This is a genomic window from Kitasatospora sp. NPDC098663 (assembly GCF_044760075.1).
Taxonomy (GTDB): Bacteria; Actinomycetota; Actinomycetes; order Streptomycetales; family Streptomycetaceae; genus Kitasatospora.
In genome coordinates this window covers 118,032-138,940 of the sequence record NZ_JBIWAP010000013.1, presented here as the reverse complement: position 1 = coordinate 138,940, position 20,909 = coordinate 118,032, and the positions used below count along the sequence as shown (strand labels likewise).

At 70.7% G+C, this 20,909-nt stretch carries 21 protein-coding genes; 20 read left to right on the top strand and 1 reads right to left on the bottom strand.

What is annotated here, in order from left to right; all coding sequences use genetic code 11:
• Window positions 1–322 precede the first annotated feature (322 nt).
• The 20 genes from rho (at window position 323) to ACIQVZ_RS16770 (ending at window position 20,165) form a co-directional block, all read left to right on the top strand.
• Window positions 323–2,425, top strand: a complete 2,103-nt coding sequence (rho, locus tag ACIQVZ_RS16865; protein ID WP_402450635.1) for a transcription termination factor Rho — start codon at window positions 323–325, stop codon at window positions 2,423–2,425.
• Between the two features lie 138 nt (window positions 2,426–2,563).
• On the top strand, window positions 2,564–3,664 hold the full coding sequence (locus ACIQVZ_RS16860) for an LCP family protein (RefSeq protein WP_350879610.1): 1,101 nt from the start codon (window positions 2,564–2,566) through the stop codon (window positions 3,662–3,664).
• A 137-nt stretch (window positions 3,665–3,801) separates the two neighbouring features.
• On the top strand, window positions 3,802–4,023 hold the full coding sequence (gene rpmE / locus ACIQVZ_RS16855) for a 50S ribosomal protein L31 (protein ID WP_350879609.1): 222 nt from the start codon (window positions 3,802–3,804) through the stop codon (window positions 4,021–4,023).
• Between the two features lie 156 nt (window positions 4,024–4,179).
• Window positions 4,180–5,256 (top strand): peptide chain release factor 1, encoded by a 1,077-nt coding sequence (prfA, locus tag ACIQVZ_RS16850; RefSeq protein ID WP_350879608.1) that lies wholly within the window; start codon window positions 4,180–4,182, stop codon window positions 5,254–5,256.
• A 63-nt stretch (window positions 5,257–5,319) separates the two neighbouring features.
• Window positions 5,320–6,186, top strand: a complete 867-nt coding sequence (gene prmC / locus ACIQVZ_RS16845; protein WP_063347810.1) for a peptide chain release factor N(5)-glutamine methyltransferase — start codon at window positions 5,320–5,322, stop codon at window positions 6,184–6,186.
• 178 nt (window positions 6,187–6,364) lie between these two features.
• Window positions 6,365–7,012 (top strand): L-threonylcarbamoyladenylate synthase, encoded by a 648-nt coding sequence (locus ACIQVZ_RS16840; protein ID WP_350879607.1) that lies wholly within the window; start codon window positions 6,365–6,367, stop codon window positions 7,010–7,012.
• Between the two features lie 32 nt (window positions 7,013–7,044).
• Window positions 7,045–7,686 carry a protein-tyrosine-phosphatase gene (locus ACIQVZ_RS16835; RefSeq protein ID WP_063351136.1) on the top strand — a complete coding sequence of 214 codons (642 nt, stop codon included), beginning with the start codon at window positions 7,045–7,047 and terminating at the stop codon, window positions 7,684–7,686.
• Between the two features lie 179 nt (window positions 7,687–7,865).
• Window positions 7,866–9,146: a serine hydroxymethyltransferase gene (gene glyA / locus ACIQVZ_RS16830; protein ID WP_350879606.1), complete on the top strand. Its 1,281-nt coding sequence runs from the start codon at window positions 7,866–7,868 to the stop codon at window positions 9,144–9,146.
• Between the two features lie 174 nt (window positions 9,147–9,320).
• Window positions 9,321–10,598 carry an MraY family glycosyltransferase gene (locus ACIQVZ_RS16825; RefSeq protein WP_350879605.1) on the top strand — a complete coding sequence of 426 codons (1,278 nt, stop codon included), beginning with the start codon at window positions 9,321–9,323 and terminating at the stop codon, window positions 10,596–10,598.
• A gap of 301 nt (window positions 10,599–10,899) precedes the next feature.
• Complete coding sequence (locus ACIQVZ_RS16820; RefSeq protein ID WP_350879604.1) at window positions 10,900–11,343, top strand: hypothetical protein; 444 nt, start codon at window positions 10,900–10,902, stop codon at window positions 11,341–11,343.
• Between the two features lie 285 nt (window positions 11,344–11,628).
• A complete protein-coding gene (gene atpB, locus ACIQVZ_RS16815; protein ID WP_350879603.1) occupies window positions 11,629–12,444 on the top strand; it encodes a F0F1 ATP synthase subunit A in 816 nt (271 codons plus the stop codon).
• Window positions 12,445–12,537: 93 nt separating this feature from the next.
• Window positions 12,538–12,774, top strand: a complete 237-nt coding sequence (gene atpE, locus ACIQVZ_RS16810) for an ATP synthase F0 subunit C (protein ID WP_350879602.1) — start codon at window positions 12,538–12,540, stop codon at window positions 12,772–12,774.
• 34 nt (window positions 12,775–12,808) lie between these two features.
• Entirely contained in the window at window positions 12,809–13,366 is a 558-nt protein-coding gene (locus tag ACIQVZ_RS16805) for a F0F1 ATP synthase subunit B (protein WP_350879601.1), read from the top strand.
• On the top strand, window positions 13,363–14,178 hold the full coding sequence (locus ACIQVZ_RS16800; RefSeq protein WP_350879600.1) for a F0F1 ATP synthase subunit delta: 816 nt from the start codon (window positions 13,363–13,365) through the stop codon (window positions 14,176–14,178). The genes ACIQVZ_RS16805 and ACIQVZ_RS16800 overlap by 4 nt, the downstream gene beginning before the upstream one ends.
• 161 nt (window positions 14,179–14,339) lie before the next feature.
• Window positions 14,340–15,914 (top strand): F0F1 ATP synthase subunit alpha, encoded by a 1,575-nt coding sequence (gene atpA / locus ACIQVZ_RS16795; RefSeq protein ID WP_350879599.1) that lies wholly within the window; start codon window positions 14,340–14,342, stop codon window positions 15,912–15,914.
• Window positions 15,915–15,946: 32 nt separating this feature from the next.
• A complete protein-coding gene (locus ACIQVZ_RS16790) occupies window positions 15,947–16,861 on the top strand; it encodes a F0F1 ATP synthase subunit gamma (protein WP_350879598.1) in 915 nt (304 codons plus the stop codon).
• A 2-nt stretch (window positions 16,862–16,863) separates the two neighbouring features.
• Window positions 16,864–18,309: a F0F1 ATP synthase subunit beta gene (gene atpD, locus ACIQVZ_RS16785; RefSeq protein ID WP_350879597.1), complete on the top strand. Its 1,446-nt coding sequence runs from the start codon at window positions 16,864–16,866 to the stop codon at window positions 18,307–18,309.
• 182 nt (window positions 18,310–18,491) lie between these two features.
• Window positions 18,492–18,875, top strand: a complete 384-nt coding sequence (locus ACIQVZ_RS16780; protein ID WP_350879596.1) for a F0F1 ATP synthase subunit epsilon — start codon at window positions 18,492–18,494, stop codon at window positions 18,873–18,875.
• 149 nt (window positions 18,876–19,024) lie between these two features.
• Entirely contained in the window at window positions 19,025–19,525 is a 501-nt protein-coding gene (locus tag ACIQVZ_RS16775) for a DUF2550 domain-containing protein (protein WP_063347798.1), read from the top strand.
• Window positions 19,526–19,592: 67 nt separating this feature from the next.
• Entirely contained in the window at window positions 19,593–20,165 is a 573-nt protein-coding gene (locus tag ACIQVZ_RS16770) for a cob(I)yrinic acid a,c-diamide adenosyltransferase (protein ID WP_350879595.1), read from the top strand.
• A 7-nt stretch (window positions 20,166–20,172) separates the two neighbouring features.
• Here ACIQVZ_RS16770 and ACIQVZ_RS16765 read toward each other — a convergent pair whose 3' ends face one another.
• The gene (locus ACIQVZ_RS16765) at window positions 20,173–20,775 is read right to left on the bottom strand and encodes a hypothetical protein (RefSeq protein WP_402450622.1); all 603 of its coding nucleotides are present in this window, start codon (window positions 20,773–20,775) and stop codon (window positions 20,173–20,175) included.
• Window positions 20,776–20,909: the final 134 nt, after the last annotated feature.

Here is a 20,909-nt window from a genome sequence, read left to right as displayed (position 1 = left end):
AAGCCGTGACGGCACCTGACTCCCACCCGCGGCCTCCCACCTTGAGGCCAGGACGGGCGGAGCGCGGTCCACCGTCACGCGACGGGGGCCCGGGATTCGCAGGCAAGCGTGGGGGTACGCCCGGTCGGCACTCGACCGACCGGCCCGCCGCGCCACTCAGCACCACCGTGCTTCACGCACCGCACCTCGCAGCTCTCCCTCGACCGGCTTCCGCCTTTCGGGGGATCACCGCCTCGGACCGACGCAGTCGAGCGTTGGTCAGGACAGCACAACCGGTCGCCGAGCCAGACAGGCCGACGTCCGCTCCAGGGAAGGACCCTTAGTGAGCGACTCCACCGATCTGATGGGCGCGCGCCAGGACGCCGAGGCGTCGGACGCAGCCGCCGCCCCCGCGGCCCCGGCGCGGCGCCGCCGTACCGCCGCCGCCGGCCTGGACGGCATGGTCCTGGCCGAGCTGCAGAAGCTCGCCGGGGACCTGGGCATCACCGGTACCGGACGCATGCGCAAGAGCCAGCTGATCGAGACCATCAAGGAGAAGAGCGGCGGAGACCCGCTGCTCGCCGCCGGTGGTGCTCCGGCCGCCGCCAAGCGCACCGCCGCCAAGGCGGACGCCGCCGAGGCGCCGGCCGAGAAGCCGGCCCGCCGCACCAAGGCCGCCGCCGCGGCCGCCGCGGCCCCGGCCGCCGCCGCCGAGTCGCAGGCCCAGATCGAGATCCCGGTCCAGGCCGCCGCCGAGACCGCCGCGCCCGCTCGTGCCGAGCGCACCCGCCGCCGCGCCACCTCGGCCGCCGGTGCCCCGACCGCCGACGCCACGGCCGACGCCGCCGTCGCGGTGGCCGAGCCCAAGCAGGCCGAGACCCGCCAGGCCGAGACCCGCGCCTTCGAGGGCCGCGAGGAGGGCCGCACCGAGACCCGTCGCGACCGCCGGGACCGCCGGGACCGCGGCGACCGTCCGGAGCGCCCCGAGCGCGCCGAGCGTCAGGACGGCGGCGAGGCCCAGGACGGCGACTCCCGCGAGTCGCGCCGCGACCGCCGCAACCGCCGCGAGCGCACCGACCGCCAGCCCCAGCAGGGCGGCGGCCAGCAGCAGGCCGGTCAGGGCGACGGCCAGCAGGCCCGCCAGGGCGGCCAGCAGACCCAGCAGCCGCAGGTCCAGCAGGGCGGCTACGACGACGACGAGTTCGGCGACGGCCGCCGCGGCCGCCGTGGCCGCTACCGCGACCGCCGTGGCCGTGGCGCCCGCCGCGAGGGCTTCGAGGCCGGCCCCGCCGAGCCGCAGGTCGGCGAGGACGACGTCCTGATCCCGGTCGCGGGCATCCTCGACATCCTCGACAACTACGCGTTCGTGCGCACCTCCGGCTACCTGCCGGGCCAGAACGACGTCTACGTCTCGCTCGCCCAGGTCCGCAAGAACGGCCTGCGCAAGGGCGACGCCATCACCGGCGCGGTGCGCCAGCCCAAGGACGGCGAGCGCCGCGAGAAGTTCAACGCCATGGTGCGGCTGGACTCCGTCAACGGCATGGACCCGGAGAGCGGCCGCGGCCGCCCCGAGTTCAACAAGCTCACCCCGCTCTACCCGCAGGACCGGCTGCGTCTGGAGACCGAGGCGGGCATCCTGACCACCCGGATCATCGACCTGGTGTCGCCGATCGGCAAGGGCCAGCGCGGCCTGATCGTGGCGCCGCCGAAGACCGGCAAGACGATGGTGCTGCAGGCGGTCGCCAACGCGATCACCCACAACAACCCCGAGTGCCACCTGATGGTCGTCCTGGTCGACGAGCGTCCGGAAGAGGTCACCGACATGCAGCGGTCGGTGAAGGGCGAGGTCATCTCCTCGACCTTCGACCGCCCGGCCGAGGACCACACCACCGTCGCCGAGCTGGCCATCGAGCGCGCCAAGCGCCTGGTGGAGCTGGGCCACGACGTGGTCATCCTGCTGGACTCGATCACCCGCCTCGGCCGCGCCTACAACCTGGCGGCGCCGGCCTCCGGCCGCATCCTGTCCGGTGGTGTCGACTCGACCGCGCTGTACCCGCCGAAGAAGTTCTTCGGTGCCGCGCGCAACATCGAGAACGGCGGCTCGCTGACCATCCTGGCCACCGCGCTGGTCGAGACCGGCTCGCGCATGGACGAGGTGATCTTCGAGGAGTTCAAGGGCACCGGCAACATGGAGCTCAAGCTCGACCGGAAGCTCTCGGACAAGCGCATCTTCCCGGCCGTCGACGTGGACGCCTCCAGCACCCGCAAGGAGGAGATCCTGCTCGGCAGCGAGGAGTTGGCCATCGTCTGGAAGCTGCGCCGGGTGCTGCACGCGCTCGACTCGCAGCAGGCGATCGAGCTGCTCCTGGACAAGATGAAGCAGACCAAGAGCAACGCCGAGTTCCTGATGCAGATCGCCAAGACCACCCCCGGCTCCAACGACTGACCGTAGCCGGACGGTTGTCGCCCACCGAACCCCGGACCGCGCGAGCGGTCCGGGGTTCGGTGCGTCCACTCGGCTTTGTTCCAGAGTTGGGACATCATGAGGCTTTTTGATCATCTTGTCCGTTTTACTCTGGACCGTATGGCCGAGCACAAGAGGGTCCTGACCCGCCGCCGCAAGATCCTGCGGGCGGCCGCCTGCGCGTTCGCCGCGCTCGTCGTCCTCGGCGCCGGAGCGGCCGGGTACGCGTACGTCAAACTCAACGGCAACATCAAGAGCGTCGACATCAACGCCCGCCTCGGCGACGCCCGTCCGCCGGCCGCCACCGACGGCTCGTTCAACGTCCTGGTGCTGGGCTCCGACTCGCGCAGCGGCGAGAACGGCGACCTGGCCGGCGGCGACACCGGCGACACCGCCCGCTCGGACACCGCGATGGTGCTGCACGTCAACCAGGACCACTCGCACGCCGAGGTCGTCTCGATCCCGCGCGACACCCTGGTCACCCGGCCCGACTGCACCGACGCCACCGGCAAGGCGGTGGCCGGCGCCAAGCGCGCGATGTACAACAGCGCCTTCGAGGCCGGCGGCGCGGCCTGCGCGGTGAAGACCACCGAGCAGCTCACCGGGCTGCGGATGGACCACTACGTGCAGATCGACTTCGCCGGCTTCGCCCGCGTCGTGGACGCGATAGGCGGGGCCACCGTGAACACCACGGTGGCCATCCACGACAAGGACAGCGGGCTCGACCTGCCGCCGGGCGAGCACCACCTCGACGGGCAGCAGTCGCTGGCCTTCGTCCGCACCCGGCACGGCGTCGGCGACGGCAGCGACCTCGGCCGGATCGAACTCCAGAAGCAGATGGTGAAGTCGCTGCTCCAGCAGGCCGGCGGGATCGGGCTGTTCTCCAACCCGGTCAAGCTCTGGTCGATCGGCGACACCATGACCCGCAGCATCACCACCGACTCCGCGCTGGGCTCGGTGAACGCCCTGGTGGGGCTCGTCCAGGAGCTCAAGGGGATCGGGCCGGACCAGCTCGGCATGGTGACCCTGCCGGTGGTGACCGCCCCCAGCGACCCCAACCGGGTGGTCCAGCAGCAGCCGCAGGCGGACCAGCTCTGGGCGGCCCTCAAGGCCGACCAGCCGGTCCCGCAGGCGATCGTCTCGGCGCAGCCCGAGAACCCCGCCCAGGCCGCTCCCACGGCCGCTCCCACGGCCCCGGCGAAGGCTCCCGCCCGGCGCTGAGCCGCGCCCGGAATATCCCGGAACACGACCCGGTTTGGGAAGATGCGGCCGGTCCTGGCAGACTGGTCCGTCGGTCCCGGTTCACGTGCGGCGTTCCCGCCGCCGACCCGGTGCCCTCCCGAACCTAGGAGAACCCCTTGAAGCCCAACGTTCACCCCGAGTACGTGGTCACCCGTGTGACCTGCACCTGCGGCGCCGAGTTCACGACCCGCTCGACCGAGGCCAGTGGCGAGATCCGCGCCGAGGTCTGCTCGCAGTGCCACCCGTTCTACACCGGCAAGCAGAAGATCCTCGACACCGGTGGCCGCGTGGCCCGCTTCGAGGCCCGCTTCGGCAAGCAGCACAGCGCGAAGGCCTAGCGCTCCCACGGCGCCGGTTCCCGGCGCCCCCGTACTCGTTCCGGGGGCGCTGGGGGCCGGCGCCGTTCGCATCCCCCAGCACCCCCTCCAGCGGTTCGCACGACCGGCCGGTCCTCCCCGGCTTCCAACGGTTCTCACGGGAAGAAGGCCCACTCCATGTTCGAGGCAGTCGAAGAGCTCCTCGTCGAGCACGCCGACCTCGAGAAGAGGCTGGCCGACCCGTCCGTCCACGCCGACCAGGCCAACGCTCGCAAGCTGGCCAAGCGGTACGCCGAGCTGACCCCGATCACCCGGGTCTACCGGCAGTGGCGACAGGCCGGCGAGGACATCGAGGCCGCGCGCGAACTCGCCGCCGAGGAACCGGAGTTCCTCGCCGAGGTGAAGGACGGCGAGCAGCGCCGCGAGGGGCTGACCGAGGAGCTGCGGCTGCTGCTCGTGCCGCGCGACCCGAGCGACGACAAGGACGTCATCCTGGAGATCAAGGCGGGTGAGGGCGGCGAGGAGTCCGCGCTGTTCGCCGGCGACCTGCTCCGGATGTACCTGCGCTTCGCCGAGCGGATCGGCTGGAAGACCGAGATCATCGACGCCAACGAGTCCGACCTCGGCGGCTACAAGGACGTCTCGGTGGCCGTGAAGACCAAGGGCAACGCCGAGCCCGGGCAGGGCGTCTGGGCCCGGCTGAAGTACGAGGGCGGCGTGCACCGCGTGCAGCGCGTCCCCGCCACCGAGTCCCAGGGCCGCATCCACACCTCCGCGGCGGGCGTGCTGGTCACCCCCGAGGCGGAGGAGGTCGAGGTCGAGATCGTCGCCAACGACCTGCGGATCGACGTCTACCGCTCGTCCGGCCCCGGCGGCCAGTCGGTCAACACCACCGACTCCGCGGTCCGGATCACCCACCTGCCGACCGGTATCGTGGCGTCCTGCCAGAACGAGAAGAGCCAGCTGCAGAACAAGGAGCAGGCGATGCGCATCCTGCGGTCGCGCCTGTTGGCCGCCGCGCAGGAGGAGGCCGAGCGCGAGGCCTCGGACGCGCGTCGCAGCCAGGTCCGTACGGTGGACCGCTCCGAGCGGATCCGGACGTACAACTACCCGGAGAACCGCATCTCGGACCACCGCACGGGGTTCAAGTCGTACAACCTGGACCAGGTCCTGGACGGCGAACTGAACGCGGTGATCCAGTCCTGCGTCGACGCGGACGCGGCGGCCAAGCTCGCCTCGGCCCAACAGAACTGAGACCGGCGCGCCCCAGCCCGAGCGACGGCGCGAGCCGGAGCGCAGAAACAAGAGGTCGTACGGATGAACCTGCTGCTCGCCGAGGTGGCCCAGGCCACCCAGCGGTTGGCCGCGGCCGGCGTGCCGTCGCCGCGCTTCGACGCGGAGGAACTCGCCGCCTACGTCCACAACGTCAAGCGCAGCCAGCTGCACTCGGTGAAGGACGCCGACTTCGACGCCCGCTACTGGGAGGCCGTCTCCCGCCGCGAGGCGCGCGAACCGCTCCAGCACATCACCGGGCGGGCGTTCTTCCGCTACCTCGAACTGGAGGTCGGCCCCGGGGTGTTCGTGCCCCGGCCGGAGACCGAGACGGTCGTCGAGTGGGCCATAGACGCCGTCCGCGACATGGACGTGGCCGAGCCGCTGGTCGTCGACCTGTGCTCCGGCTCCGGCGCCATCGCGCTCGCCCTGGCCCAGGAGCTGCCGCGCTCGACCGTGCACGCCTTCGAACTCGACGAGGGCGCGCTGCAGTACACCCGGCGCAACATCGAGGCCAGCCCCGACCGCGCCCGGGTCACCCTGCACGCCGGTGACGCCACCCGGGCCTTCGCCGACGACCGCTCCTGGGACGGCCGCTTCGACCTGGTGATCTCCAACCCGCCGTACATCCCGCTCACCGAGTGGGAGTACGTCGCCCCGGAGGCCCGCGACCACGACCCGCAGATGTCGCTGTTCTCCGGCGAGGACGGCCTGGACACCATCCGCGGCATCGAGCGGGTGGCCGCCCGGCTGCTGCGCCCCGGCGGCGCGGTGGTGATCGAGCACGCCGACCAGCAGGGCGGGCAGGTCCCGTGGATCTTCAACGAGGAACGCGGCTGGACGGACACCGCCGACCACCGCGACCTGAACAACCGACCGCGCTTCACGACCGCCCGCAGGGCGTCGTTGTGAACGATCGAGCACAGCACGACCGCCCGCAGGGCGTCGTTGTGAGCGGTCGAGTGCCGTACGCCCACCCGAGGGGCGTCGTCGTGACCGGCCGGGCCGCGGCAGCGCCGCTCGCCCGGCCGCGCCGTGAAGACCGTGCTGTGAACGCTGTGATGAGCCATTTCGGAAGGGGACCGCACCGATGAGCCGCCGTTACGACTGTGCCGACGCCGGGGACCGCGCCACCGGCCTGCGCGAGGCCGCCTCGGCCATTCGCCGGGGCGAACTCGTCGTGCTGCCCACCGACACCCTGTACGGGGTCGGTGCGGACGCCTTCTCGCCGGAGGCCGTCGGCGACCTGCTGGCCGCCAAGGGCCGCGGCCGCAACATGCCCTCGCCCGTGCTGGTCGGCTCGCCGACCACCCTGCACGGCCTGGTCACCGACTTCTCCGAGCAGGCCTGGGAGCTGGTCGACGCGTTCTGGCCGGGCGGGCTCACCCTGGTCGCCAAGCACCAGCCCTCGCTGCGCTGGGACCTCGGCGAGACCCGCGGCACCGTCGCCGTCCGGATGCCGCTGCACCCGGTCGCCATCGAGCTGCTGAACGCCACCGGCCCGCTCGCCGTCTCCAGCGCCAACAAGACCGGCGGCCCGTCCCCGGCCACCTGCGACGCGGCGCAGGCGCAGCTCGGCGACGCCATCTCGGTCTACCTGGACGGCGGACAGGCGGACCACGCGACCGCCTCGTCCATCGTCGACGTCACGGGCAAGGTCCCGGTCCTGCTGCGGGCGGGCGCGATCAGCGTCGAGCAGCTGAGGGAGGTCGTCCCCGACCTGGAGGCCGGCAGTTGACGCCCATCGCCTCGCTCCATGCCGGGCCCGGCATAGCGCCGTACCTGAGCGTGGGCCCCAGGCCGCTGGACCACTTCCGGATCCTGTTCGTCTGCACCGGCAACATCTGCCGCTCGCCGATCGCCGAGCGGCTCACCCGGCGTGAGCTGGACACCCGGCTCAGCCCCCGGGTGGCCGGCCGGATCCTGGTGGAGAGCGCCGGCACCTGGGGCCACGTGGGCGCGCCGATGGAGGACCACGCCGTGACCGTCCTGGACGAGTACGGCGCCGACAGCGGCGGCTTCACCGGCCGCGAGCTGCTGGACGAGCACGTGGTCGAGGCCGACCTGGTGCTCACCGCGACCCTGGACCACCGCGCCCAGGTCATCTCGATGGGCCACGAGGCGGGGCTGCGCACCTTCACCCTGAAGGAGTTCACCCGCCTGGTGCGGACGATAGACCCGGGCACCCTGCCCGACCCGCGCCGCGGCGCCGACGTCACCGAGCGCGCCCGCGCCCTGGTCCGGGCGGCCGCCGCGCTGCGCGGCTGGCTGCTCGCCGCCACCCCGGAGTCCGACGAACTGGACGACCCGTACGGGGCCCCGATCGGCATGTTCCGCAACTGCGGCGAGGAGATATTCCACGCGGTCGACCCGGTGGTCACCGCGCTCACCGGCGTGCCCGCGCTGCGCTGACCGCCCGCGCCGCGAGCGGCCCGGAGGCCCCCGGCGGCCCGGGGACGGCCCGCGGCGGCCGAGCGCCGAATGGCCCCGCGCCGACGAGCCGCCCGGCCCGGCCGGTCCTACGCTGGAGGAACCCATCCTTCCCGGCCCCCACGCCGGGAGGCGCCCCCACGCCGCCCCGGAGCCCCGCCATGACCGTCACCGACGCCCCGACCGGCCCGACCGCGACCAGAGGGCGCCCGTGGGCCTCCGAGGCACTGCACCGGGCCGATCCGCAGGTGGCCGACCTGCTGGCGGCCGAGGCCGAGCGGCGGGCCGAGACGGTCCAGCTGCTGGCGGGGGAGAACCTGACCTCCCCGGCCGTCCTGGCGGCGCTGGCCGGGCCGCTGATCGACAAGTACGCCGAGGGCTACCCGGGCCGCCGGCACCACACCGGCTGCGCCCTCGCGGACGCCGCCGAGCTGCTGGCGATCGACCGGGCCCGTGGGCTGTTCGCCGCCCCGCACGCCAACGTCCAGCCCCGGTCGGCGACTTCGGCGATGCTGGCGGCGTACGCGGCGCTGCTGCGGCCCGGCGACGGGGTGCTGGCGATGTCGCTGGAGCACGGCGGCCACCTCAGCTGCGGGTCGCGGGCGAACTTCTCCGGCCGCTGGTTCGACTTCACCGGGTACGGGGTGCGCGAGGCCGACGGCCTGATCGACCTCGACCAGGTGCGCGACCTGGCCCGCGAGCACCGCCCGAAGGCGATCGTGGCGGGCTCGATCTCGCACCCCCGGCACCCGGACTGGGCCGCCTTCCGGGAGATCGCCGACGAGGTGGACGCCTACCTGATCGCCTCGGTCGCCCAGACCGCCGGCCTGGTCGCGGCCGGGGTGGCGCCCTCCCCGGTGCCGTACGCGGACGTCACCGTGGCGGCCACCCACAAGCTGCTGCGCGGCCCGCGCGGGGGCCTGCTGCTGTCCACCGCGGAGCTGGCCGAGCGGATCGACCGGGCGGTGTTCCCGTTCAGCCAGGGCGGGGCGGCGATGAACGAGGTGGCCGGCAAGGCGGTGGCGCTCGCCGAGGCGTCGACGCCCGGCTACCGGGCTTACGCGCAGCGGGCGGTGGACGGGGCGCGGGTGCTGGCGGCAGGGCTCGCGGCGGCCGGGATGCGCCCGCTGACCGGCGGCACCGACACCCACCTGGTGACGGCGGACGTGAGCCCGCTGGGCGTCACCGGCGCGGAGGCCGAGCGGCGCTGCGCCGCGGCCGGACTGCTGCTCGGCAAGTGCGCGCTGCCCTACGACCCGGCGCCGGCCGCCGAGGCCTCCGGGATCAGGCTGGGCACCGGCACGGTGACCAGCCAGGGGATGGGCGAGGCGGAGCTCGCCGAGCTCGCCGGGCTGATCGCTCAGGTGCTCGCCGGGGGCACGGGCGCGCGGGTGGCGAACCGGGTCCGGGAGCTGGCCCTGTCCTTCGCCGACCGGCGGTGACGAGAGCGTCGTCGACGGATATTCGGATCTCCTACCCGGGAGAGCGAACCGCGATGCACGCCTTGAGCGTCCGACTCAATAAGGTGTGGGGCGTGGCGACGCACCTCGAACCCCGGGAACGCAGGGGAGTACCTTCGGTACCTCCCCGTTGGACAGTGACGCAGGAGGCCGGTGGTGCGTGAGTATCTGCTGGTGCTGTTCTGCACCGCCGCCGTCACCTACCTGTTGACCGGCCCGGTCCGGAAGTTCGCCATCGCGGCGGGCGCCATGCCGCCGGTCCGCGCCCGGGACGTGCACCGCGAGCCGACGCCGCGGCTCGGCGGGATCGCGATGTTCGGCGGGCTGTGCGCGGGCATCCTGGTCGCCTCCCAGCTGGACAACCTGAGCAAGGTGTTCTCCCAGGGCACCGACATCCGCGCGCTGCTGTCCGGCGCCGGGATCATGTGGCTGCTCGGGGTGCTCGACGACAAGTGGGGCGTGGACGCGCTGGTGAAGCTCGGCGGCCAGATGATCGCCGCCGGTGTGATGGTCTGGCAGGGCGTCACGGTGATCACCCTCCCGGTGCCCGGTGTCGGCGCGGTCGCGGTGAGCCCCACCCAGGGCATGGTCATCTCGGTCACCCTGGTCGTCGTCATGGTCAACGCGGTGAACTTCATCGACGGCCTGGACGGCCTGGCGGGCGGCATGGTCTGCATCGCCGCGATGGCGTTCTTCCTGTACAGCTACCGGCTCTGGTACGGCTACACGATCACCGACGCGGCGCCCGCGGTGCTGTTCAGCGTGCTGCTGATCGGCATGTGCCTGGGCTTCCTGGCGCACAACATGCACCCCGCGCGGATCTTCATGGGCGACTCCGGCTCGATGATGCTGGGCCTGATGCTGGCCGTGGCCGCGATCTCCATCACCGGCCGCGTCGACCCGGACCTGATCAGCAGCGAGACCGGTTCGCAGACCGCGACCGTGCACGCCCTGGTGCCGATCTACATCCCGCTGCTGCTGCCGCTGACGGTCATCGCGCTGCCGCTGGCGGACCTGCTGCTCGCGGTGGTGCGCCGCACCTGGGCCGGCCAGTCGCCGTTCGCCGCGGACAAGCGCCACCTGCACCACCGGCTGCTCCAGGTCGGGCACTCGCACAGCCGTGCGGTGCTGATCATGTACTTCTGGGCCGCGCTGATCGCCTTCGGCACGGTGGCCTTCTCGGTCACCAACACCGGCCGCACGGTGGTGCTGACGCTCGCCGGGCTCTGCCTGGTCGGCCTGGTGGTGCTGCTGACGCCGCAGTTCCGGCCGCGCGCGCCGAGGGCGGTGCAGTCCTTCGTCCCGCCGCGCTACCGGCGCCGTCCGCCCGCCCCCATGGCTGAACTGTCGGCAAAGGACAAGCAACTTCTTGGTGAAGCCGACCGGGGCGCCTCCGCGCTCGACGACCACGGCCGGGCCACCGGCCGCCGCTAGCAAGGCAGTTGATGTTCCGTCAAATGGCCCCACCCGTTCGGCCGCATCGCTGCGCCGTCGGTGTGACAGGTGCCACACATTCATGGTAAAGCTCTCATCAAATAGTTTGTGATACCGTTCACGAGTACCGAGAACACGCCGAAAGACCTGACAGGTGGAGGACTTCCGTCCCTGGTCGGTCTCCCTCGACGGGCCCGCCGCTCCAGCGGGCGGCCCGGGCGGCGGCCTCTCGGTCCGGTGTCACCCACCACCTTCTGTGCCCCGTCCCCCGTCACATCGACATGCCGCCGGAGCTGCCGACATGCCGTCCACCGACGCCCGGATCCTCCGAGGCGCCGCGATTCCCACTGCGGCCGCCGGGATCATCGCCATGGCGATCTCGTTCGCCGTCGCCGGTGGGAAGGGGCTGCTCGGCGCCCTCTTCGGCGCACTCCTGGTGATGGCCTTCTTCAGCTTCGGCCAGGTCGCGCTCGACCGGCTGACCAGGTCGAACCCGCACATCATGATGGCCGCGGCGCTGCTCGTGTACACCACGCAGATCCTGCTGGTCGGCATCGTGCTGGCGGTCTTCAAGGACACCGAGCTGTTCAACCGGCAGACCTTCGCCTTCACCCTGCTCGGCTGCGCGCTGGTCTGGACGGGGTTCCAGGTGCGCGGTGCGCTGAAGGCCAAGACCTTCTACGTCGACCCCGACGCCTCCGAAAACAAGGGCGACAAGCCCTCCGACTCGGGGCGTCAACAGTGACGAGCCCTGGCTGTCCCCCCAACGAGGGGGGCGGTGTTTATGCCGCACTGACGGACTGCTATCGTCCGTCGCAACAACGGAGTACGGGAAGCGGCCAGGTCTGTCCGAACAGCGGACGGATCGCCCCCCGGATCCGCGCAGTCTTCGATGATCCCGCTGTGGTGCGGCGCACCGGCGCGCGGGATCCGCGAGAAACCCATCAAGTTCCAGTGCCGCTCCGTGGTCGCAGGCCACGCCGACACACCGAGGTTGCCGTAACCATGCGTCACGACGAAGGAGTCCGTGGTGAGTGCTGATCAGCTCACGTTCCTCGCCTCAGGCAGTTGCCACTTCGGGGACGCTGGCTGCGGCTTCCCGGCCCCGGGTCTGAACGAGTTCCAGTTCAAGCCGATCTTCTCGATCGGCAGCATCGAGTTCAACAAGCCGATGCTGCTGTCGGTCATCGTTGCGCTGCTGGTCGTCGTCTTCTTCTGGGCCGCCTTCGCCAAGCCGCGCCTGGTCCCCGGCAAGCTGCAGCTCGTCGGCGAGATCGGCTACGACTTCGTCAAGCGCTCCATCGTGCTGGAGACGATCGGCAAGAAGGGCGAGAAGTACGTCCCGATGCTCGTCTCGATGTTCTTCTTCATCTGGTTGATGAACATCATGTCGATCATCCCCTTCGCGCAGTTCCCCGTCTCGGCGGCGATCGCGTTCCCGGCCGGCCTCGCGGCGGTCGTGTGGATCACCTACATGACGCTGACCTTCAAGAAGCACGGCTTCGTCGGCGGTCTGAAGAACCTCTGCTGGCCCTCGGGCATCCCCGGCTGGGTCATGTTCATCCTGGTGCCGATCGAGTTCTTCTCGAACATCTTCGTGCGCCCCTTCACGCTCGCGGTCCGAGCCTTCGCGAACATGTTCGCCGGCCACCTGCTGATCGTGATGTTCTCCATCGCCTCCTGGTACCTGCTCAGCCCGACCCTGGGTGCGCTCTACGGCTCGGCCTCGTTCATCGTCGCCGTCGCGCTGACCGCCTTCGAGCTGCTGGTCCAGTTCCTGCAGGCCTACATCTTCGTGATGCTGGCCAGCAGCTACATCGCCGGTGCCCTCGAAGAGGCGCACTGAGCCAGGGGGCTTCGGCCCTCCCTGAACCAACCTCTCCGGATTGCCCGGTGGCCAATCACCACCGGTTCACCACCCCTGCAAAGGACAACGTCAATGAGCATCCTCGCTGAGGGCAACGTCTACGGTTCCGTCGCCTCCATCGGCTACGGCCTCGCCGCGATCGGCCCCGGCATCGGCGTCGGTCTGATCTTCGGCAACGGTGTCCAGGCCATGGCCCGTCAGCCCGAGGCTGCCGGCCTGATCCGCTCCAACATGTTCATCGGCTTCGCGCTGACCGAGGCGCTCGCCCTCATCGGCATCGTCATGCCGTTCGTCTTCGGCAACAAGTAATCCTGCCGCAGACCCATTCGAGGAAGGTCCAGATATGAGCATCGCGGTTACGCTCGCGGCCGAGGAGAAGATGAACCCTCTCCTCCCCGCGTGGCCCGAGATCATCATCGGCCTGCTCTGCTTCTTCATCGTCTTCGGTCTCCTCGGCAAGAAGCTCCTCCCCAGCATCGAGAAGGTGCTGTCGGAGCGTCGGGACGCCATCGAGGGCGGCATGGAGCGCGCCGAGGCCGCTCAGGCGGAGGCCCAGGCCCTGCTTGAGCAGTACCGCGCCGAGCTCGCCGAGGCGCGTCACGAGGCTGCCCGCATCGTCGAGCAGGCTCGCGAGCAGGGCGCTGCCCAGCTCACCGAGATGCGCGAGGAGGGCCAGCGTCAGCGCGAGGCCATCGTCGCCGCCGGTCACGCGCAGATCGAGGCCGACAAGAAGCAGGCGACTGCCGTCCTGCGCCAGGACGTGGGTTCGCTGGCCTCCCAGCTGGCTTCCCGCATCGTGGGCGAGTCCCTCGAGGACAGCGCTCGGCAGAGCGGCGTGATCGACCGCTTCCTGGACGAGCTGGAGGCCAAGGCCACCGTTGCTCAGGGTGCGGCCAAGTGATCGGCGCCAGCCGCGAGGCCCTCGCCGCCGGCCGGCAGAACCTGGAGAGCCTGACCGACTCCACCTCGGTGGACGCGGCCAAGCTCGCCGAGGAGCTCACCGCCGTCACGGCCGTGCTGGACCGTGAGGTGTCGCTGCGCCGTGTCCTGACCGACCCGTCCCGGTCCGGTCAGGACAAGGCCCAGCTGGTCTCCTCGCTGCTGACCGGTCAGGTCTCCGGCGAGACCGTCGACCTCGTCTCCGGCCTGGTCCGCTCCCGCTGGTCGGGCTCGCGCGACCTGGTGGACGGGACCGAGGAGCTGGCCGCGTACGCCGAGGTCATCGCGGCGGACAGGGCAGGCGCCCTGGACGACGTCGAGGACGAGCTGTTCCGGTTCAGCCGGGTGGTGGGCGGCTCGCACGAGCTGCGCGCCGCACTGACCGAGCCGAAGGCCGGCATCGCCGCGAAGGCCGCGCTGATCAAGAAGCTGCTCGGCGGCCGCGCCCACGCGGGCACCGTCCGGCTGGTCACGGCCATCGTCAACGCGCCGCGTGGCCGTAGCCTGGAGCAGGGCCTGGAGTCCTACTCGAAGCTCGCCGCCACGCGCCGCGACCGCGTGGTGGCCCTGGTCACCACCGCGGTGCCGCTGTCGGACACCCAGAAGGAGCGCCTGTCCGGTGCTCTGGGCCGGATGTACGGCCGCCAGGTCCACCTGAACATCGACGTCGACCCCGAGGTCGTCGGTGGTGTCCGGGTGCAGGTCGGCGACGAGATCATCGACGGCACCGTGTCGAGCCGCCTCGAAGGCGCTCGCCAGTCGCTCGAAGGCTGAGCACACCGAAGCAGCAGTACATCCGACCCTCGGTCGGGAAACCGGCTCCCCAAGGGGCCGGCACATCGGACGGCCGGTTCGGCAGACCCGGCCGAGAGTCGAATACTTGCGGCCCTCAATGGCGGGCCGAGGATCGCAAACTAGGAGAGCAGGGAAGCCTGATGGCGGAGCTTACGATCCGTCCGGAGGAGATCCGGGACGCGCTGGCCGACTTTGTCCAGTCGTACCAGCCGGACGCCGCTTCTGTGGAAGAGGTCGGCACGGTCACTGACGCGGCGGACGGCATCGCGCATGTCGAGGGCCTGCCCTCGGTCATGGCGAACGAGCTGCTGAGGTTCGAGGACGGCACGCTCGGCCTCGCGCTGAACCTCGACACCCGCGAGATCGGTGTCGTCATCCTCGGCGAGTTCGGTGGCATCGAAGAGGGCCAGACCGTGCGCCGCACCGGCGAGGTCCTCTCGGTTCCGGTCGGCGACGGCTACCTCGGCCGCGTCGTGGACCCGCTGGGCAACCCGATCGACGGTCTGGGCGACATCGCCTCCAGCGGCCGCCGCGCCCTGGAGCTGCAGGCCCCCGGCGTCATGGCCCGCAAGTCGGTCAAGCAGCCGCTGCAGACCGGCATCAAGGCCATCGACTCGATGACCCCGATCGGCCGTGGCCAGCGTCAGCTGATCATCGGTGACCGCCAGACCGGCAAGACCGCGGTGGCCGTCGACACGATCATCAACCAGCGCGACAACTGGCGCTCGGGCGACCCGGAGAAGCAGGTCCGCTGCATCTACGTCGCCGTGGGCCAGAAGGGCTCCACCATCGCGTCCGTCCGCGGCGCCCTGGAGGAGGCCGGCGCGCTGGAGTACACCACCATCGTGGCTGCTCCCGCCTCCGACCCGGCCGGCTTCAAGTACCTCGCCCCGTACACCGGTTCGGCCATCGGCCAGGAGTGGATGTACGACGGCAAGCACGTCCTGATCATCTTCGACGACCTGTCGAAGCAGGCCGAGGCCTACCGCTCCGTGTCGCTGCTGCTGCGCCGTCCGCCGGGCCGCGAGGCCTACCCGGGCGACGTCTTCTACCTGCACTCCCGCCTGCTGGAGCGTTGCGCCAAGCTGAACGACGCCCTGGGCGGCGGCTCGATGACCGGTCTGCCGATCATCGAGACCAAGGCCAACGACGTCTCGGCGTACATCCCGACCAACGTCATCTCCATCACCGACGGCCAGTGCTTCCTGGAGTCCGACCTGTTCAACGCCGGCATCCGCCCGGCCGTGAACGTCGGTATCTCGGTCTCCCGCGTCGGTGGCTCCGCCCAGATCAAGGCCATGCGCTCGGTCGCCGGCCGTCTGCGTCTGGACCTCGCCCAGTACCGCGAGCTGGAGGCCTTCGCCGGCTTCGGTTCCGACCTGGACGCGGCCTCCAAGGCCCAGCTGGCGCGTGGTGCGCGCATGGTCGAGCTGCTGAAGCAGGGCCAGTACCAGCCGTTCCCGGTCGAGGAGCAGGTCGTCTCCATCTGGGCCGGCACCAACGGCAAGCTGGACGACGTCCCGGTCGCCGAGATCCGCCGCTTCGAGCGCGAGTTCCTGGACCACGTGCGCCTCCAGCACAAGGACCTGCTCGCGGGCATCGTCGAGACCGGTCTGCTCGCCGAGGGCACCGTCGACGCGCTGACCACGGCCATCGACGCCTTCAAGCAGGGGTACCAGACCGCCGACGGCAAGCTGCTCTCCGAGCAGGCCTGAGTCCGGTAGCGAGGGAAAGGACGTAACGACCCATGGGAGCACAGCTTCGGGTCTACAAGCGCCGGATCCGCTCTGTCACCGCGACGAAGAAGATCACCAAGGCGATGGAGATGATCTCCGCGGCGCGCATCGGCAAGGCGCAGCGCGCGGTGGCCGCCTCCGCTCCGTACGCCGATGAGCTCACCCGGGCGGTGACGGCGGTGGCCACCCGGTCCAACGCCAAGCACCCGCTCACCACCGAGAACCCGAACGCCACGCGTGCCGCCGTCCTGCTGATCACGGCGGACCGCGGCCTGGCGGGCGGTTACTCGTCCAACGCCATCAAGGCGGCGCTGGCGCTCACCGAGCGCCTGCGCGGCGAGGGCAAGGACGTGGTGACCTACATCGTCGGTCGGAAGGGTCTGTCGTACTACACCTTCCGTGACCTGGCGGTCGGGAACTCGTGGACGGGCTTCTCGGACAAGCCGACCTACGGTGACGCGAAGTCGGTCGCGGGCGAGCTGATCGAGGCCTTCACGGCCGAGACGGGCGGCGTGGACGAACTCCACGTGGTCTCGACCGAGTTCGTGTCCATGCTGACGCAGGACGCGGTGGACGCCCGACTGCTGCCGCTGAAGCTGGACGAGGTCCAGCTCAGCGACCAGACGTCGGCCAAGGCCGAGATCTTCCCGCTGTACGACTTCGAGCCGTCGGCGGAGGGCGTCCTCGACGCGCTGCTGCCGCGGTACGTCGAGAGCCGGATCTACAACGCGCTGCTGCAGTCGGCCGCCTCCGAGCACGCCGCCCGCCGCCGCGCGATGAAGAGCGCGACGGACAACGCCGGCGAGCTCATCAAGTCGCTCACGCGGCTTGCCAACTCGGCCCGTCAGGCCGAGATCACCCAGGAAATCAGCGAGATCGTCGGCGGTGCCAACGCCCTCGCCGACGCTAGCCGCGGGAGCGAATGAGAATGACCACCACTGTTGAGCCGACCACGGCGACGGGCCGCGTCGCGCGGGTCATCGGCCCGGTCGTCGACGTGGAGTTCCCCGTCGACGCCATTCCGAACATGTTCAACGCCCTGCACGTCGAGGTGGACAACCCCGACGGCTCGGGCAAGAAGACCCTGACCCTCGAGGTCGCCCAGCACCTGGGCGACGGCATGGTCCGCGGCATCTCGATGCAGCCGACCGACGGTCTGGTCCGTGGCACCCAGGTCACCGACACCGGTGCCGCCATCTCGGTGCCCGTCGGCCAGATCACCAAGGGCAAGGTCTTCAACGCCCTCGGTGACGTGCTGAACGTGGACCAGAAGGAGTTCGACCAGCAGGTCGAGGTCCGCTGGCCGATCCACCGCAAGGCGCCGGAGTTCAAGGACCTCGAGTCCAAGACCGAGATGTTCGAGACCGGCATCAAGGTCATCGACCTCCTCACCCCGTACGTCCAGGGTGGCAAGATCGGTCTGTTCGGTGGTGCCGGTGTCGGCAAGACCGTTCTGATCCAGGAGATGATCTACCGCGTCGCCGAGAACTTCGGTGGTGTGTCGGTGTTCGCCGGTGTCGGCGAGCGCACCCGTGAGGGCAACGACCTCATCGACGAGATGGTCGACTCGGGCGTTCTGGACAAGACCGCGCTGGTCTTCGGCCAGATGGACGAGCCGCCGGGCACCCGTCTGCGCGTCGCGCTCTCCGCGCTGACCATGGCGGAGTACTTCCGTGACGTCGAGAAGCAGGACGTGCTCCTCTTCATCGACAACATCTTCCGGTTCACCCAGGCCGGTTCCGAGGTGTCGACCCTGCTCGGCCGCATGCCCTCCGCGGTGGGCTACCAGCCGAACCTGGCCGACGAGATGGGCCTCCTCCAGGAGCGCATCACCTCGACCCGCGGTCACTCGATCACCTCGATGCAGGCGATCTACGTCCCCGCGGACGACCTGACCGACCCGGCCCCGGCCACCACCTTCGCCCACCTGGACGCGACGACCGTTCTGTCGCGCCCGATCTCGGAGAAGGGCATCTACCCGGCCGTCGACCCGCTGGACTCCACGTCCCGCATCCTCGACCCGCGGTACATCGCGCAGACCCACTACGACACGGCCCTCCGTATCAAGGGGATCCTGCAGAAGTACAAGGACCTCCAGGACATCATCGCCATCCTCGGCATGGACGAGCTGTCGGAGGAGGACAAGATCACGGTCCACCGGGCCCGTCGCATCGAGCGCTTCCTCTCGCAGAACACCTACGTGGCGAAGCAGTTCACCGGTGTCGAGGGTTCGACCGTGCCGCTGTCGGAGACCATCGAGGCCTTCAACTCGATCGCCGACGGCAAGTACGACTCCGTCCCGGAGCAGGCCTTCTTCATGTGCGGTGGCATCGAGGACCTCGAGAAGAACGCCGCCGAGCTGGCGAAGAAGTAATCGCGGCCGGTAGCAGCTGAGTGACCGTGAGGGGTGGCCCCGAGCCCGGGACCACCCCTCGCGTCGCATCGGCTGTGATTCCGGTCAAATCCGTGCCGCCGGTTTCATGCCGGAGGCGCGCGGCCGTTATTCTTACCGAAACTCCCGAGTAATCGGGGGTTGCATGAGCCTAGGAGCCCACGTTGGCTGAGCTGCACGTCGAGCTGGTCGCAGCCGACCGCAAGGTGTGGTCCGGTGCGGCCACCATCGTCGTCGCCCGTACGGCCTCCGGCGACACCGGCATCATGCCGGGTCACACCCCGGTGCTGAGTGTGCTGGAGACCGGTCCGGTCACCATTCGCACGACGGACGGCGGCACCGTGATCGCCGCGGTGCACGGCGGCTTCATCTCCTTCGCCGACAACAAGCTGTCTCTGCTCGCGGAGATCGCCGAGCTGGCGGACGAGATCGACGTCGCCCGCGCCGAGCGCGCGCTGGAGCAGGCCAAGTCGGGCCTGGACGAGCACGCCGAGCGGCGCGCCGAGGTCCGCCTGTTCGCGGCGCGCGGCCTCAAGGCCCACGCCTGAGTGCGCCGAGACCCTGGTTCAGCGGGGTCGACCGACGGTCCCGGGGACGCGTGAGCGTGACCCCGGGACTGTCGTCGTAGTTGGTAGGTCAACGCGGTCGCTTGATACGACCGATACGGGGAACGCGGGTAGCGAGGAGGTAGGTGAGCATGGTCCTCGCGCTTGTGGTGTGTGCGGCGGTCGTGGCGCTGGGTGTGATCGGCCTGGTGGCGTTCGCGGTACGACGCCGCCTGATCCAGCGGGTCGGCGGCACGTTCGACTGCAGCTACCGACTCAAAATGCCCGCCGACGCCTCGACGCAGCCCGACCTCGACGAGAACGGCAAACCCACCTCGGCCCCGGTCCCCCAGACCGACGGCAAGGGGTGGGTTTTTGGTATCGGCCGCTACAGCGGTGACTCGATCGAGTGGTTCCGGGTCTTCTCGTACGCCCCGCGCCCGCGCAGGGTGCTGCCGCGCCGGGAGATCGAGGTGCTCGGCCGGCGCTACCCGGAGGGCCAGGAGGAGCTCGCCCTGCTCTCCGGCTCGGTGGTGCTGCGCTGCCTGCACAACGGGGAGCCGCTGGAGCTGGCGATGAGCGAGGACGCGCTCACCGGCTTCCTCGCCTGGCTGGAGGCCGCCCCGCCCGGGCAGAGGGTGAACGTCGCGTAGCGGCGATCGTCGAGGGGGGTCCCGCTAGGGGTCAACGCCGCCCAACCCGTCCGGCTACGCTGGCCGCATGGTCAATCTGACGCGCATCTACACCCGTACCGGCGACGACGGCACCACCGCGCTCGGCGACATGAGCCGGACCACCAAGACCGATCCCCGCCTGGTGGCGTACGCCGACACCAACGAGGCGAACGCGGCGATCGGCGTGGCCGTCGCCGCCGGATCGCTGCCCGAGGACGTCGTCACGGTGCTCGTCCGGATCCAGAACGACCTGTTCGACGTCGGCGCGGACCTGTCCACGCCGGTGGTCGAGGACCCGAAGTACCCGCCGCTGCGGGTGCTGCCGTCGTACGTCGACCGGCTGGAGGGGGACTGCGACCACTACCTGGAGCAGTTGGAGAAGCTGCGCAGCTTCATCCTTCCCGGCGGTACGCCCGGCGCGGCCTACCTGCACCTGGCCTGCACGGTGGTGCGGCGGGCCGAGCGGGCCACCTGGGCGGCGATCGCGGAGTACGGGGACAGCGTCAACCCGCTGACCGCGAAGTACCTCAACCGGCTCTCCGACCTGCTGTTCATCCTGGCCCGGGCGGCCAACAAGGAGCGCGGCGACGTGCTCTGGGTGCCGGGCGAGAACCGCTAGCGGTCCCTCAGAGCCGCTTCTGCGGGACGCCGGCGACGGGCTGCTCGGCGATCGGGTCGTCCGCGTCCTGCTCGCCGGCCGGCGGCTGCTTCGGCCAGAGCGTGTAGCTGACGGCGATGACCACGTTGACCACGGCGGCGATGCCCAGCTTGAGGTACCACTGGAGGAAGGTGTCGAAGTGCGCGGAGCCTCCCGACAGCGGCACCAGCAGGGTGATCAGGCTCAGCGTGATCACGGCCGAGACCACCGTGCGGCGGCAGATCTGCCACTCGTACCGGGACCGCGCCAGGCCGTACTTGGGTGAGCGCGGCGGCTTGGGGCCGCCGGCGAAGCGGTGCATGAAGTGCCGGTCGGCCCAGCGGACCAGCGAGGGCCCGTACCCGATCGAGAAGCCCGCGTAGCTCGCCGCGAGTGCGTGCGTCCAGCTCGCGGCGGCGCCGCCGCGCAGGTCGAGCACGGTGAGTACGTACAGGGTGAGGTCCACCACCGGCAGGCCGACCAGCAGGGCGGTGCTGGTGCGGCGCCACCGCAGCAGGTAGCGGGCGGTGAGACCGAGGCCGAGCAGGATCCAGAAGGAGATCTCGGCCGCGACGATGAGGGTGACGATCACGCTGTGCTCCCGGGCGGTCGGCGGTTGCCTCCAGCCTGGCGCGCGGGCGTGGCCGCGTCGTCGTCGCCGGGTGCCGTCCCGGCCTGCACCTTTCGATGTACGGCGGCTCCTCCGGCGACCGGAGTCGGCCGGCG

Excerpts from the sequence above, each read along its gene's own strand:
- ACIQVZ_RS16860 (WP_350879610.1), top strand. The coding sequence starts at position 2,564 with ATGGCCGAGCACAAGAGGGTCCTGACCCGCCGCCGCAAGATCCTGCGG.
- prfA (WP_350879608.1), top strand. The coding sequence starts at position 4,180 with ATGTTCGAGGCAGTCGAAGAGCTCCTCGTCGAGCACGCCGACCTCGAG.
- prmC (WP_063347810.1), top strand. The coding sequence starts at position 5,320 with ATGAACCTGCTGCTCGCCGAGGTGGCCCAGGCCACCCAGCGGTTGGCC.
- ACIQVZ_RS16840 (WP_350879607.1), top strand. The coding sequence starts at position 6,365 with ATGAGCCGCCGTTACGACTGTGCCGACGCCGGGGACCGCGCCACCGGC.
- glyA (WP_350879606.1), top strand. The coding sequence starts at position 7,866 with ATGACCGTCACCGACGCCCCGACCGGCCCGACCGCGACCAGAGGGCGC.
- ACIQVZ_RS16820 (WP_350879604.1), top strand. The coding sequence starts at position 10,900 with ATGCCGTCCACCGACGCCCGGATCCTCCGAGGCGCCGCGATTCCCACT.
- atpE (WP_350879602.1), top strand. The coding sequence starts at position 12,538 with ATGAGCATCCTCGCTGAGGGCAACGTCTACGGTTCCGTCGCCTCCATC.
- ACIQVZ_RS16805 (WP_350879601.1), top strand. The coding sequence starts at position 12,809 with ATGAGCATCGCGGTTACGCTCGCGGCCGAGGAGAAGATGAACCCTCTC.
- atpA (WP_350879599.1), top strand. The coding sequence starts at position 14,340 with ATGGCGGAGCTTACGATCCGTCCGGAGGAGATCCGGGACGCGCTGGCC.
- ACIQVZ_RS16790 (WP_350879598.1), top strand. The coding sequence starts at position 15,947 with ATGGGAGCACAGCTTCGGGTCTACAAGCGCCGGATCCGCTCTGTCACC.
- atpD (WP_350879597.1), top strand. The coding sequence starts at position 16,864 with ATGACCACCACTGTTGAGCCGACCACGGCGACGGGCCGCGTCGCGCGG.
- ACIQVZ_RS16775 (WP_063347798.1), top strand. The coding sequence starts at position 19,025 with ATGGTCCTCGCGCTTGTGGTGTGTGCGGCGGTCGTGGCGCTGGGTGTG.
- ACIQVZ_RS16770 (WP_350879595.1), top strand. The coding sequence starts at position 19,593 with ATGGTCAATCTGACGCGCATCTACACCCGTACCGGCGACGACGGCACC.